The 13,513-nt window shown below is 42.4% G+C and carries 13 protein-coding genes and 3 tRNA genes; 14 read left to right on the forward strand and 2 right to left on the reverse strand.

Translation table 11 applies throughout. The annotated features are described in order from the left end of the window. Positions 1 to 133 precede the first annotated feature (133 nt). The 6 genes from HMPREF9703_RS03210 to HMPREF9703_RS03235 all read left to right on the forward strand — a co-directional run bounded on the left by HMPREF9703_RS03210 (position 134) and on the right by HMPREF9703_RS03235 (position 5,574). Entirely contained in the window at positions 134 to 1,024 is an 891-nt protein-coding gene (locus tag HMPREF9703_RS03210; protein WP_004635575.1) for an N-acetylneuraminate lyase, read from the forward strand. A gap of 84 nt (positions 1,025 to 1,108) precedes the next feature. Then, a complete protein-coding gene (locus tag HMPREF9703_RS03215; RefSeq protein ID WP_004635576.1) occupies positions 1,109 to 2,656 on the forward strand; it encodes a sodium:solute symporter family protein in 1,548 nt (515 codons plus the stop codon). A 2-nt stretch (positions 2,657 to 2,658) separates the two neighbouring features. Beyond that, the gene (locus tag HMPREF9703_RS03220) at positions 2,659 to 3,099 is read left to right on the forward strand and encodes a NanQ anomerase/TabA/YiaL family protein (protein WP_004635577.1); all 441 of its coding nucleotides are present in this window, start codon (positions 2,659 to 2,661) and stop codon (positions 3,097 to 3,099) included. Between the two features lie 69 nt (positions 3,100 to 3,168). Then, positions 3,169 to 4,011 carry a MurR/RpiR family transcriptional regulator gene (locus tag HMPREF9703_RS03225; protein WP_004635581.1) on the forward strand — a complete coding sequence of 281 codons (843 nt, stop codon included), beginning with the start codon at positions 3,169 to 3,171 and terminating at the stop codon, positions 4,009 to 4,011. Further along, positions 3,998 to 4,675: an N-acetylmannosamine-6-phosphate 2-epimerase gene (locus HMPREF9703_RS03230; RefSeq protein ID WP_004635583.1), complete on the forward strand. Its 678-nt coding sequence runs from the start codon at positions 3,998 to 4,000 to the stop codon at positions 4,673 to 4,675. Before HMPREF9703_RS03225 ends, HMPREF9703_RS03230 begins: the two co-directional genes overlap by 14 nt. 11 nt (positions 4,676 to 4,686) lie before the next feature. Then, positions 4,687 to 5,574, forward strand: coding sequence for an ROK family protein (locus tag HMPREF9703_RS03235; protein WP_004635585.1), 888 nt, complete (start codon positions 4,687 to 4,689; stop codon positions 5,572 to 5,574). A gap of 138 nt (positions 5,575 to 5,712) precedes the next feature. On the opposite strand, the gene HMPREF9703_RS03240 is transcribed toward HMPREF9703_RS03235, so the two are convergent. Both HMPREF9703_RS03240 and HMPREF9703_RS08890 read right to left on the reverse strand, forming a co-directional pair. Beyond that, positions 5,713 to 6,135, reverse strand: coding sequence for a PPC domain-containing DNA-binding protein (locus tag HMPREF9703_RS03240; protein ID WP_004635588.1), 423 nt, complete (start codon positions 6,133 to 6,135; stop codon positions 5,713 to 5,715). Between the two features lie 123 nt (positions 6,136 to 6,258). Further along, positions 6,259 to 6,399 (reverse strand): hypothetical protein, encoded by a 141-nt coding sequence (locus HMPREF9703_RS08890; RefSeq protein WP_004635589.1) that lies wholly within the window; start codon positions 6,397 to 6,399, stop codon positions 6,259 to 6,261. Positions 6,400 to 6,745: 346 nt separating this feature from the next. On the opposite strand from HMPREF9703_RS08890, the gene HMPREF9703_RS03245 reads away from it, so the two are divergent. The 8 genes from HMPREF9703_RS03245 (at position 6,746) to HMPREF9703_RS03280 (ending at position 13,506) form a co-directional block, all read left to right on the forward strand. Continuing rightward, positions 6,746 to 8,623 (forward strand): heavy metal translocating P-type ATPase, encoded by a 1,878-nt coding sequence (locus HMPREF9703_RS03245; RefSeq protein ID WP_256998276.1) that lies wholly within the window; start codon positions 6,746 to 6,748, stop codon positions 8,621 to 8,623. A 92-nt stretch (positions 8,624 to 8,715) separates the two neighbouring features. Continuing rightward, on the forward strand, positions 8,716 to 8,931 hold the full coding sequence (locus HMPREF9703_RS03250) for a heavy-metal-associated domain-containing protein (RefSeq protein ID WP_004635591.1): 216 nt from the start codon (positions 8,716 to 8,718) through the stop codon (positions 8,929 to 8,931). Positions 8,932 to 9,041: 110 nt separating this feature from the next. After that, positions 9,042 to 9,935: a sialate O-acetylesterase family protein gene (locus HMPREF9703_RS03255; protein ID WP_004635592.1), complete on the forward strand. Its 894-nt coding sequence runs from the start codon at positions 9,042 to 9,044 to the stop codon at positions 9,933 to 9,935. Positions 9,936 to 10,051: 116 nt separating this feature from the next. Further along, positions 10,052 to 11,425 carry an MATE family efflux transporter gene (locus tag HMPREF9703_RS03260; RefSeq protein WP_004635593.1) on the forward strand — a complete coding sequence of 458 codons (1,374 nt, stop codon included), beginning with the start codon at positions 10,052 to 10,054 and terminating at the stop codon, positions 11,423 to 11,425. A 75-nt stretch (positions 11,426 to 11,500) separates the two neighbouring features. Continuing rightward, complete coding sequence (locus HMPREF9703_RS03265) at positions 11,501 to 12,862, forward strand: M20/M25/M40 family metallo-hydrolase (RefSeq protein ID WP_004635594.1); 1,362 nt, start codon at positions 11,501 to 11,503, stop codon at positions 12,860 to 12,862. Between the two features lie 370 nt (positions 12,863 to 13,232). Then, positions 13,233 to 13,305 (forward strand) — tRNA-Thr (locus HMPREF9703_RS03270). Positions 13,306 to 13,320: 15 nt separating this feature from the next. Continuing rightward, positions 13,321 to 13,392 (forward strand) — tRNA-Gly (locus HMPREF9703_RS03275). 28 nt (positions 13,393 to 13,420) lie between these two features. Next, positions 13,421 to 13,506: transfer RNA gene (locus tag HMPREF9703_RS03280), tRNA-Leu, on the forward strand. Positions 13,507 to 13,513 lie beyond the last annotated feature (7 nt).

Genomic DNA, 13,513 nt, shown 5'->3' on the forward strand with positions numbered 1-13,513 from the left:
CTATAAATAAAAATTATATGAAGGTTATGAAAGTATTTGCAGAAGAAGGCGAAATTCTTGAAAGAAAATTTGGAATGGGTTACAATGTATATGTAAATGATTACAACTTGTAAAAATATTAGGAGGAGATAATATGTTAAGAGAAGATTTGAAAGGGTTATATTCAGCATTATTAGTACCATACAATGAAGATGGTAGCGTAAACGAAGAAGGCTTACGCAAAATTATTCGTCACGTCATCGATAAGATGGAACTTGACGGATTGTACGTCGGCGGATCAACAGGGGAGAACTTCTTACTAGACAAAGAAACAAAGAAACAAATCTTTGATATCGCAAAAGATGAAACAGGCGATGCAGTGAAGTTAATCGCACAAGTGGGAAGCCCAAATGTCTATGAAGCAATTGAATTAGGCCAGTATGCAACAGAATTAGGTTACGATGCAATTTCTGCGGTAACACCATTCTACTACAAGTTCTCATTCAAAGAAGTAAAACAATACTACAAAGACATTACAGATGCTGTAGACAACGATTTAATTGTTTACTCTATTCCGGTTCTAACAGGTGTTGAGATTGGATTGGATGACTTCGGTGAGTTGTTCGAATTAGACAGAGTGGTTGGAGTTAAATTTACTGCAGCAGACTTCTTCTTACTTGAGCGACTACGTAAGAAATTCCCAGAGCACTTAATTTTCTCTGGTTTCGACGAAATGTTACTACCAGCTGTTGTGAACAAAGTGGACGGAGCAATCGGTTCAACTTATAATGCGAATGGTCCACGTTCTAAACAAATCTTCGAATTAGCAAAAGAAGGTAAAATAGAAGAAGCACTTGAAATCCAAAATGTGACAAATGACTTCATCTCAGCGGTACTTGAAAATGGCTTGTACCCGACATTGAAGTACATCTTACAACAAGAAACAGGATCAGAAGAGCGCTTCTATGCACGTAAACCAATGGCTCAAAGTACAGATGCTCAACTGGAACGTGCTCAAGAAATTTACGAAAAATACATTAAATAAAATATCATAACTACCTGAATGAAGGGAGAATAGCTCAGTCTAGAGCTATTCTCCTTAGGTAGTAAAAAGAAAAGGAGAGAAAATATGGGAGTAGCTGGAGCATTTACAACAGTTGACTTTATCGTTCTGATTGTTTATTTATTAGCCGTTCTTGCAGCTGGTGTATACTTCACAGATAAAGATATGACCGGTAAGGAATTCTTCCGTGGCGATGGAACAATTCCATGGTACGTTACATCAATGTCTATTATGGCGACATTGTTAAGTCCGATTTCATTCATGACGTTGGCAGGGAACTCTTATGCAGGGTCATGGTTAATGTGGTTCGCACAGTTAGGAATTTTTATTGCGGTACCGTTCGCGATTAAGTTTTTCCTACCAATTTATGCGAAGTTAGATATCGATACAGCCTATGATTATTTAGAAAGACGGTACTCCGGACGTTCACTACGTTACATTGGATCAATTTTCTTCGTTGTTTACCAACTCGGACGTATGTCAATCATTATGTATCTACCGTCAATTGCACTCGCACAAGTTACGGATATTAGTGCGGTTACCTTAACCATCTTAATGGGAATCATTGCTTTAATTTATTCATATACAGGTGGTATGAAGGCCGTCTTATGGACTGACTTTATTCAGTCAGTTATCTTAATTGGTGGGGTTATCTTATTACTCGTCTTCTTGGTTTCAGATATTGATGGTGGATTTGCACCTGTCTTTGAAGCATTAGGAGATAACAAGTTCTTAGGTAACGATCAACCACTCTTCTCAGCAAACCTTGTTCAAGATTCTGTCTTCTTGCTTATTATCGGAGCAGGATTCAACACCTTATCTAGTTACGTATCATCACAAGATATCGTGCAACGATTTACGACAACTAATGACTTGAAAAAATTGAACAAAATGATGTTAACAAACGGATTTGTTGGTTTGGCACTAACAGCCATCTTCTACTTGATTGGTACTGGATTATTCATTTACTATACTGTTCAGAATCCGGGACTTGCAGAAGGTGTGCCACAGGATGAGATCTTCATCTACTACATTGCTCACCGTATTCCACAAGGTATTACTGGTATTATTATTGCAGCGCTTTATGCGGCAGCACAATCTACCTTATCAACTGGAATCAACTCTGTGGCATCTTCATGGACAATGGACTTACAGAGCCTATTCATGAAAGGTGAATTGAGCGAAAAACAAAATAAACGTATTGGACAGATTGTATCACTAGTTGTGGGTGTTGTTGCTACTGGTGTTGCTATTCTAATGACAAAAGCAGATATCGTATCCGCTTATCGTTGGTTCAACGGATTCATGGGACTTGTCTTAGGTATCCTTGGTGGTACATTCGGTCTTGGAATCTTTACTAAACGCGGAAACATCTACGGCGCGTACGCTGGATTGGTTGCATCTACTTCAATTATGATTTGGATTCAATACTTCTTACCAGCAGGAACTGTTTCTATCTGGGCGAACTCATTGATTTCAATTTCAACATCAATGATCGTTGGTTACATTGTTTCACTATTGACTAAGAAAGTGGAAGCACCAAAATACACAACTGTTTACGACATTCCTAAGATTAAAGAGGAAATGAACGACATGAATTGGATGAGTGAATAATTATGAAGGTATTAAACTTAAAACATTTAGACAGAAGTGAACATGAAGATATTCATGAAGTGTTAGAATTTATGGACCAGCATGACTTAACGGAGTATGATGGCGCCAATAATGAAGTCTCAGAAGGCACATTTTTCAACGTCGCGCGTTACACAACAGGATCACCTGAGAATGCGCAGTGGGAATCACATAAACGCTATATCGACGTGCATGTCCCGTTATCTGGGGTTGAGCGTATCCACCACAACTTCTTATCCAACTTAGAGCAAGTGGACTATGATGAAGAAGGCGACTCGGTGGCTAGTCGCGGCAAACACGCGAGTGAATTAGTGGTTCAATCTGGTGATATTGTCGTCTTTTACCCAGAAGATGCTCACCAAACGGGCGTGGCAGCTGATGGACCAGACGATGTACACAAAGTTATTTTCAAAGTAAAAATTTAACGTTAAACTACAAAAATAGTGCTGGGTAACCCTCAGCCTATTTTTGTTTGTTCAGAAAGGAGATTAGCGGTGAAATCATTCCAAAAAAACTTAGTGCCACTGATCGAATCAAGCTATGATAGCTTAACATTGACCGAACAGGAGATTGCGGATTTTTTTATTAAGTCAGTGCATGAAGACCGTGACTTTTCAGCAGAAAAAGTCGCGGAAGAGCTGCATGTTTCTGTATCGACGCTGACTCGCTTTGCGCAGAAATGTGGCTTTAGCGGCTATCGGCAATTTATCTTCGAATATGAATCGGTTGAGAATAGTACATCGCGGATTACGGATGCGTTAATTCAACGCGTGATGTATGATTATGAAGAACTGATTAATAAGACGTATTCCTTAGTGGATGAGGAGCAGTTCTCGCGGATTACCAGCATGCTTAGAGAAGCGAAGCGTGTGTATATTTATGGAAAAGGGAGTTCCGGTCTCGTGAGTCGTGAGATGAAGTTGCGCTTTATGCGGATTGGCTTGATCTGTGAGGCGATTACGGAAGAAGATATGATGCGCATGAATCACATTTTGATTGATCCAGATTGTGTGGTGATAGGTCTGACGGTTTCTGGTAAGACGAAGCCGGTGTTAGAGGCGTTACACCAGGCCAAAAATCATGGAGCCAAGACCGTCTTATTGACGACCAATCATAGTGAAAGTTTTTCTCAAGAGTTCGATGAAGTGTTACTGATTGCGCAGAAGAAAACACTCAGTCAAGGGAATAAGATTTCGCCGCAATTTCCACTATTAATTATGGTTGATATCTTTTATGCGTACTTCCGAAATTCAGATACGGAGATGCGCCAGAATTTATTCCAACATACACTAGATGCCTTAAATATTAGAGAGGAAGATCAGAATGGAAAGAGTTAAGAATCAATTAATTGTATCATGTCAAGCACTGGAGGAAGAACCTCTCCACAGTTCGTTCATTATGGGACGGATGGCTGTGGCGGCAGAAGAAGGTGGGGCGAAAGGGATTCGTTCCAATTCAGTGGCGGATGTGAAAGAGATCAAGTCACAAGTTGATTTGCCGGTCATTGCGATTATTAAGCGAGAATATGACGATGCAGAAGCATTCATTACACCGACGATTAAAGAGGTCGATGAATTGATGGAAGCTAAGCCTGATGTAATTGCAGTAGATGCGACAAGCTCAACGCGACCAAATGGCGAGACATTAGATGAATTTTTTGCCCAAATTAAAGCAAAATATCCTGAGCAACCATTAATGGCTGATTGTTCGACATTGGAAGAGATGCTGTATGCGGATCGACTTGGCTTTGATTATATTGGGACTACCTTAGTCGGCTATACATCTCAGAGCAAGGGGACGAAAATCGAGACGAATGATTTTGAAATTATCCGTCAACTTTTAGCAGAAGCGGAGAATAAAGTAATCGCAGAAGGGAATATTAATTCTCCAGAAAAAGCGCGACGTGTGCTGGATCTAGGTTGTTACAGTGTCGTAGTGGGCTCCAGCATTACACGTCCACAACTGATTACCAAGACTTACACGGATGCGATTAACGCATAAGGGGGTAAAGGATGATTATTACAATCGATATTGGTGGAACAGCGATTAAGACCGGCTTCATGCAAGACGGGAAGTTAACCACGCTAGCTCAATATCCGACTGATCCCAAGCGTGAAAATTTTTCAATGTTAGCTACTTTGGATAATATTTTGGACGATATTTTAGCTCAGTATCCGGAAGCAGCTGGCGTAGCACTCTCTTCAGCGGGCATCATCGATCATCAACAAGGGCAGGTAGCGTTCGCTAATGAGAATATTCCTGGCTATAAAGGGACTGAATTAGCTGCTCATATTGAGGCGACATATCACTTGCCGTGTAGTGTGGATAACGATGTGAATTGTGCGTTGATGGGGGAGCTGAGTTTGCCCCGCTATCAGTCAGTGGATAGTGCCCTCATGTTTACGATCGGAACAGGTGTAGGCGGTGCGGTTTACTTGAAGGGGGACCTTTATCGAGGGCCAACATTTAGTGCGGGGGAAGTGGGTTATTCGATTATTAATGGCCAACCCATCGAACGAGTCGCCTCCACTACCGCGCTAGTTGCTTATGTTAAAGAACGCGTGGATGAAACAGTGCGCGATGACGTGGATGGTAAATGGATTTTTGCACAGGCGAAGGACGGTCACGCGATTTGTCAAGAAGGAATTGAGTGGCTCGTTCATCACTTAACGACACATATCGTTAATACGGTCAGTCTCCTGAATCCAGAAGTAGTGATTTTAGGTGGCGGAATTATGGAACAAGTTGATTATTTGCGTCCTTTAATAGAGACAAAATTCAAGGAGTTATATCAGAATACATTAGTTCTGCGTCAGACTGAGATTGCTTTCGCTCAGTTGGGCAATCACGCCGGCATGATTGGAGCGTATGAAGTCTTTAAGACCAAACATCCCGCATAAATAAAAAGATCTGCTGTTAAGTGGATGATGATATATGTTGAGCCGCGTCTAATGGACGTGGCTTTTTTCTACATACTAATAACTCCCTTCAGCAGCAGACATTCCGGTCTACCGTGAAGGGAGATATTGAGATTTTACTTAGTTGAAGTGAAGGGTTTGGATGTCAAAGGTGTCATCTTCTGAACGGGTGACGGTTTCGTCTAAAATCGTGATATGCATCTCGAGCGTAATATTGACGGTCGCTTCTTGCAAGTGACCGCCGATAGTAGAGAAGTCTGAGCGTCCTAAGACAATATGGACATGTTGGTGTGGTTTTCCGTCGACAGTAGTGAGCGTACCGTTGAGCGATAAGACTTCGAATGGTTCTTCGAATGTCTGGGTGTCGTAGCGCTGTTCGTCAATTAAGAAGTAGCTGATAATTGCTTTATCTACCGCACCAATCGCTGACACGCTGCCTGCCTTAATCGCTTCAGCCTCAGCAATAGCTGTTAAACTCTCCATAATGTTGTCGCCTCGATCTAGTCGTGCCATAATAGTTGCTCCATTGCGTGTATAGTTCATAATAGCCTCCTTGAAGTCTCATACATTGCTGTGTCAACATCATTTTATCATAAACATAGGGCTGTTGGGAAAAATAAAGAGGCCATCTGTCCAGTCAGATCAGATGGCCCATTCGAATACTCATTACCGAAAAAGTGTCGTATATAAATCACTCGAAAAATTAACAACCAGTGTAAGTAAGAAAACAGCAACGAATAGAAAAATAATTAATTGAACAAACGATAACTTCTCTATAAAGGCTATTATCTCCTTGATGAGTTTCATTGAGGCCTCCTCTTTCTGTATCCAATTACGATGAACGAATCATAACACATTATACAGGAGATTACTTTTTTTACAAATAAGATCAAAAAATGATTAAATCAGATTGTTTAGTTAAATATTCATTGGCTGGATTGATATTAAGGTGGCTATACAGTGATGGCGAACGCTTAAAAAAAGTGGCTTGATCTGTGTCAAGGTGAGTTGCCAATTTAAACGATATACTGTAGTCAAGTTAGAGATGAGTTGATGAGTTATTCGATTTAGTAGATGCGGCTTGACCTAGCTCAAGGGCAACAACCACCTTAGCCGATATACTGGAGCTAATAATTCAAAAATAGGAGGAATTATGATGAAACGCTGGATTATGAAAAATGAAACACTATTTATGTGGATTACGTTAGTCTTAATCACGATTGGATTTTTCTTCCGATTCTTGACGTCAATGGGAGGTTGGGAAGATAGGTTCTTAATTGCAGCCACGGTGGTAGCGATTTGGCCGGTTGTGATAAAAGCTTGGCAAGCACTGATGGTTAAGACATTTGTGATCGAGTTACTTGTTACAATTGCAGTAATCGGAGCCCTTATTATCGGCGAATATGTTGAGTCATCTGTTGTTCTATTTTTGTTCCTCTTTGGTTCGTATCTTGAGAAAAGAACGTTAGAAAAAACGCGATCCTCTATCAAGGAATTAACCGACTTAGCACCACAAGAAGCAATTCGGCTTGATCAGAAGGGTGACCGCGAGACGATTCCAGTTGAAGAAGTAGATGAAGGCGATCGACTGGTGATTTTGCCTGGAGCACGCGTGCCGGTCGATGGTGAAGTAGTTGACGGAGAAGCCTCAATCAATGAAGCAGCTGTCACAGGTGAGTCCGTTCCCGTTTCTAAAGCAGAAGGTGATAAAGTATATGCTGGAACGGTTGCTGATACTGGATATATGGAAATGGTAGCTGAGAAAGTCGGAGCCGATACCGCCTTTTCCAAAATTATCGAACTAGTTGAAGAAGCGCAAGACAGTAAATCAAAAACAGAGAAATTTCTCGATCGCTTCTCGCAGTGGTATACACCGGGTGTTGCACTGTTATCAGTGCTAGTGTACTTGATTATGCGTGATGTCCACTTAGCAATTACGTTCTTAGTGATTGCCTGCCCGGGTGCATTAGTCATCGGAGCGCCTGTCTCGAATGTAGCTGGTATTGGTAATGGAGCGAAGAATGGCACTCTAATTAAGGGAGGCGACATTATGGAGAACTTAGCCAAAGTTGATACGCTCGTCTTTGATAAAACGGGAACACTGACGAAAGGAAAACCGGAAGTGACCGATGTGAAACTTTGGAGTGATGAGCTGACTGAGGAACGCTTACTGTCGCTAGTGGGAAAAGCTGAAACGGTCTCCGAGCACCACTTAGGAAAAACAATTGTCCAATACGTTGATCAAGAAGAGATCCAATATGCTGATTTAAATATCGAAACAAGTGAAGCGTTGAAAGGACGCGGATTGACCGCAACAGTGGATGGACACGATATCGTTGCAGGGAACCGCAAGTTAATGGAAGAAGCTGATATTACGATTGATAGCGCACAAGAAGACTATGCGGTGGATAAAGAGAAATTAGGGAATACCGCGATTTTTGTAGCGGTGGATGAGCAGCTTGCAGCACTAATTTCGATTGCAGATAAGGTACGTGAACAAGCGAAAGAAGCTTTGCAAGCGATGCGCAATGACGGAATCGAACGGATTATTATGTTAACGGGGGATAACCGACATACTGCTGAGGCAGTTGCTAATGAACTTGGTATCGATGAATTTTATGCCGAACTGTTGCCGGAAGAAAAAGTCGAATATGTGAAGCAGTTTAAGAAAGAAGGGGCAACCATCTCGATGGCTGGCGATGGTGTGAACGATGCCCCGGCGATTGCAACGGCTGATGTTGGATTAGCGATGGGTGATGGCGGGACGGATGTGTCGATGGAGACTGCGGATGTTGTCTTAATGGCAGATAAACTACACCAATACGCTCATGCCTATTCCTTAGCCCATGCAACGATGAGCAACATGCGCCAAAATATTGCAATTGCGCTTATCACTGTAGCCATCTTGCTCTCCGGTGTGTTGTTTGGTGTGGTAAACTTATCAATCGGTATGTTAGTGCATGAAGGATCCGTGCTGCTGGTTATCTTGAATGCGATGCGCTTAATTAGATTTGAGCCCCGTATTGCCTAGCTCGCAACCACACACTTGATATAGATCAAGGTAATTTATTCATTTAAGCGATAAACTGTCACTACAATAAAGAAATGAAAGGGAGATATATAATGTCACAAGCAGTCTTACAATTAGAAACACTCACTTGCCCAACTTGCATTAAGAAAATTGAAAATGCCTTAAGCAAACAAGAGGGTGTCGAAAAGGTAAATGTCTTATTCAATGCTAGCAAAGCGAAAGTGACGTTCGATGAAGAGGTAACGACTAAAGATACGCTTGCCGAAGTTGTTGATAACTTAGGCTATGAAGTAGAATCTATCAGATAAAGTAATACAAAATAATAAGAAGGGCCCTATCTAGTGATGATTTCTATTGCTAGGCAGGGTCTTCTTATTGTAAACTAAGAAGGAAGCGTTTAATCATAGGAGGGATTCAGATGACACAAAAATATGCCGTGCTGACGGTGAGTGGTCAATCGAATGCAGTCGGATATGACGAGTCGCCGGTGTATGAAGTGGGAGGTTACGCTCCGCATCCACGCTTGAAACAGTTGGGCTTATACGATGAGCATAACTTAACGATTATCCCGCTCACGTATAGTCCGGAAGATGTGCAAGATATGCGAGCATTCTCACATCCAGCGACACCAGATAAGCTTGGGACGAAAGGGATTCATTTACCGCTAGGCCATTTGTTATTGGAACAATTACCGGCCGATTACCAATTGTTGGTGATTCCGGTAGCTTACGGTGGGACGTACTTCGGCTCGGAGGAACATGGATTGGGCACGTATGACCCAGAGCAGATACGCGATGTGAGACATTCACCGAAGTTGCGTTGGGGCGTGCAGTCAAGTTATTATAAGATGCTCCGGGATCGACTTGAGTATGCGTTGAACTTGCATCCAGATAATGTGTATCTAGGTAATGTTTGGATTCAGGGGGAGAGTGATGCCGCCAATCATACAGTGCGGGCTCAATGGGAAGGGTTCAAGGAATTGGTGGATGATTTTGTGCAGTATTTTGATCAGCATTTCCCGGAACGCATTGGGGCAACCTCTTATCGCGATGTGTGGTTCAATGTGGAGTCGACTCATTACTGGCAGGAGCTCGACAGTTATCAAGAAATTTTGGCTCATTATCGTCAGTTGCAGCCGGAGACCTATGTGGCGATTCCAGCTACGACCGATACGAATCAGTTCGCTGGAACCGGTGCAACTACGGATACCTTGACAGCTCATTTTGGGAATAATGCATACGAAACTGTTATTGCTCCCCGAGTTTACGCTCAGATGAGAGCAGCTGGGGTGTTCGATGGGCTATTCGAATGATGTAAGACAGAATCATCTGTTGATCGGGAGAATAACACGATAGATGAGGTGTATCTTTGTGTGGGCTGTTGTATTACCGGGCAAAAAAATATATACTGATGATAAGAGGTGAGTTGATGGGAGATTTGACAAAAGGAACACCGTTGAAGCAGATTGTGCTATTTTCGGTGCCGTTGATTATTGGGAATTTATTTCAGATGTTATATAGTGTGATGGATACGTTAATTGTTGGGCGTACATTGGGCGTTAAGGCGCTTGGCGGCATTGGAGTAGCTGGGAGTGTCATGTTTTTGATTTTAGGCTTCTCACAAGGGTTTACCGCAGGATTGACGATTCCACTGGCACAAGCTTATGGCGCACGTGATTATTCAAAAGTTCGCCGTAGTGTGTTGATTAGTTGGAGTTTTTGTGTGGGGATAGCGGTAATGCTTACGGGACTGAGCTTGACGATGTTGCCCCATTTACTGCGGTGGATGAATACACCGGATGATTTGTATCAATTTACCTATCAGTATTTACAAATTATTTTATCGTTTATTATTGTGCCTATTTTTTTCAACTTATTAAGTAATATGATGCGCGCGCTAGGAGATAGTCGGACGCCGCTGTATTTTTTAATTGTAGCGACGGTAATGAACATTATTCTCGATTATACCTTGATTGTCTATGTGGGGATGGGAATCCGTGGTGCAGCCGTAGCGACCGTCTTCTCACAATTCTTAGCAGCGAGTTTATGTTGGATAGCCATTACCCAGAAGCTTCGTATTATTCGACCGCATCTGAATTTCAGTCAGATGCGTTGGGAAGAAGTGAAGTACCATGCGTATATTGCTTTTCCGATGGCATTCCAAGTTTCGATTATTGCCATTGGAGCCACAGCAATTACAGTAGCGTTGAATAATATTGGATCATTAGCTGTAGCCAGTTATGTGGCGGCGCAAAGAGCCGATGATATTGTAATCTTAGTGTTGATGTCATTCGGTGTAGCCATGGCAACCTATGCCGGACAAAATTTTGGGGCTGAAAAATATGACCGTATCCGCGAAGGCGTTAAGCAAATCTCAATCTTATCGGTTTCTATTGCGATCTTTTTTGGGATAGTTCTGCTAGTCTTTGGGGATTCGGTTGTGACGATTTTTGTTAGTGGGCAACCAGATCCACAGATGCTGGAGTACGGACGACAATATTTCTTAATGGTCGCCCCGTTCTATAGTTTGTTATCATTATTATTTATATACCGGAATACATTGCAAGGAATTGGGAATAGCCGCGTGCCAGTGATTGGTGGTATGATGGAATTGGTGATGCGGGTCGGAGCAGCCTTTATACTGAGTCAAGTGATTGGGTTTTACGGATTAGCTATCTCGAGTCCGTTAGCGTGGTTGGGGGCAGTTATTCCCCTCGCCTGGACATATCACCGAGTGAAAGATGATCTGGCCAGTGTTAAGCAAAAAAAGGAAACGAACTCAATACCACCTACCATTGATTAATGGTAGAACGTGCAGTGATTCGACCTATATAATGTAGAAACTATTTTAGATTAATAGCTAGGGAGGAAATAAGCCATGTTAGAAAATGTAAAACAATTTGCAGAAAAGAACCGAGCGTTACTAGAGGAGTATTTACGCTTGGAGTCGGTCTCGGCGCAAGGGCGACAGATGATAGAGACGGCAGAGATGGTGGCTCGAATTATTGAAGATAAGGGCGGTCAGGCAGAAATTCTGCACCTAGCTGACACGGAGGCTCCGCCTATTGTATATGGTGAGTTTTTGGCTGGACCAGGTGGCAACGCAGAGAAGACGTTGCTGTTCTATAATCACTATGATGTGCAACCAGAAGATCCGATCGACGAATGGGAGACAGATCCTTTTGTGCCGACAGAGCGGGATGGGAAGGTGTACTGCCGGGGTGTGTCGGATAATAAGGCCAATTTTATCGCACGGATTAATGCGATTGAGTACTGGTCCGAGCAAGCAGGTGGCCTACCGTGTAATGTGAAGTTCTTGCTGGAAGGGGAAGAAGAGATTGGAAGTCCTCATATTAATGCTTACTTAGCCCAATATACAGATAAATTTGCAGCGGATGCATGTATATGGGAATCAGGCGGGAAGGATGCTGCCGAGCGGATGGAATTATCTTGTGGTGTGAAGGGAATTGCGTACTTCGATCTAGCGGTGCGCACAGCAGCAACAGATATTCACTCTTCGAATGCAGCCGTGATCGATAACGCAGCGTGGCGATTAACCCAAGCATTAGCTAGTATGCGGAATGCTGACAATGAGATTCTTATCGATGGGTTTTATGACTTAATGATTGAACCAACCGACTTAGAATATAATGTATTGGCGAAGATGCCATTTGATCGCCAGGCTTTACGAGACACATATGGTGTGAAGGGGCCTTTTATTACAGATAACTTACCTTATTCCGAAAAAGAAGCCCTCATCTTCTATCCAACGTTGACTATCAGCGGCTTACTTTCAGGTTATGGTGGTAGTGGGGCAAAAACCGTCTTGCCCGCTCAAGCAAAAGCGAAGTTAGATGTTCGCTTAGTACCGGGATATAGTCCAGAAGCAGTCGAACAGTTGTTATGCCAACACTTAGATAAACACGGGTTCAAGGATGTTGAACTAACCCGATTAGCTGGTGTAATGCCGTTCAGAACAGATTTGAGTTCATCGTTCATTGAAGTTGTCACTCGAGCAGCCCAGAAGACATACGGAGAGGAATCCGTTGTCGTAATGCCAAACTCAGCTGGAACCGGCCCAATGTACTCCTTTGGTCAGTATCTGAATGTACCTATTGTCGGCAGTGGGACAGAATACTATAACTCTGCCCCGCATGCCCCGAATGAACACATTCGACTGACAGATTACTACCAAGGTATAGAGCATATGATTCATTTGCTCGCTGACTTCGGGCAATAAATCATACACATTATAGGAATTAATCACTTGTCATGTAACCTCCCTTGAAAATACGAAATCCCCAGTGTTGAAAATAGTTCAGGATGCATGCTCCTATCCAATTCATTATTCTAGGATGGGAGCTCTGCTTACCTAACTAGCAACAACCAACAACACCGTGAGAATAGTAATCTTGGATTGTAACCAAGAAACATTAAATAATACCTTGACAAATATTACTATATAAAATATAATATAAGAGTTGATAGTTCGTCAGTAATGACGGGCAACTATTAATCATTGAGAAAATGACATCAAGAAAAAAATTTCAAAAAAAGTCTTGCATTTCATTTGATCATCTAGTATAATTAATAAATGTCTTAAGCATTACGCCGACTTAGCTCAGTTGGTAGAGCAACTGATTTGTAATCAGTGGGTCGAGGGTTCAAATCCTTTAGTCGGCATCAATAGAATAAATTGCGGAAGTAGTTCAGTGGTAGAACATCACCTTGCCAAGGTGGGGGTCGCGGGTTCGAATCCCGTCTTCCGCTTAAGGAATAATCATTTCTTAAGCATTATGCCTGGGTGGCGGAATTGGTAGACGCACAGGACTTAAAATCCTGCGGGTGGTTGCACCCGTGCCGGTTCGACTCCGGCCCTAGGTACTTAGCA

Origin of the sequence: Dolosigranulum pigrum ATCC 51524, from assembly GCF_000245815.1 — a bacterium.
Taxonomy (GTDB): Bacteria; Bacillota; Bacilli; order Lactobacillales; family Carnobacteriaceae_A; genus Dolosigranulum; species Dolosigranulum pigrum.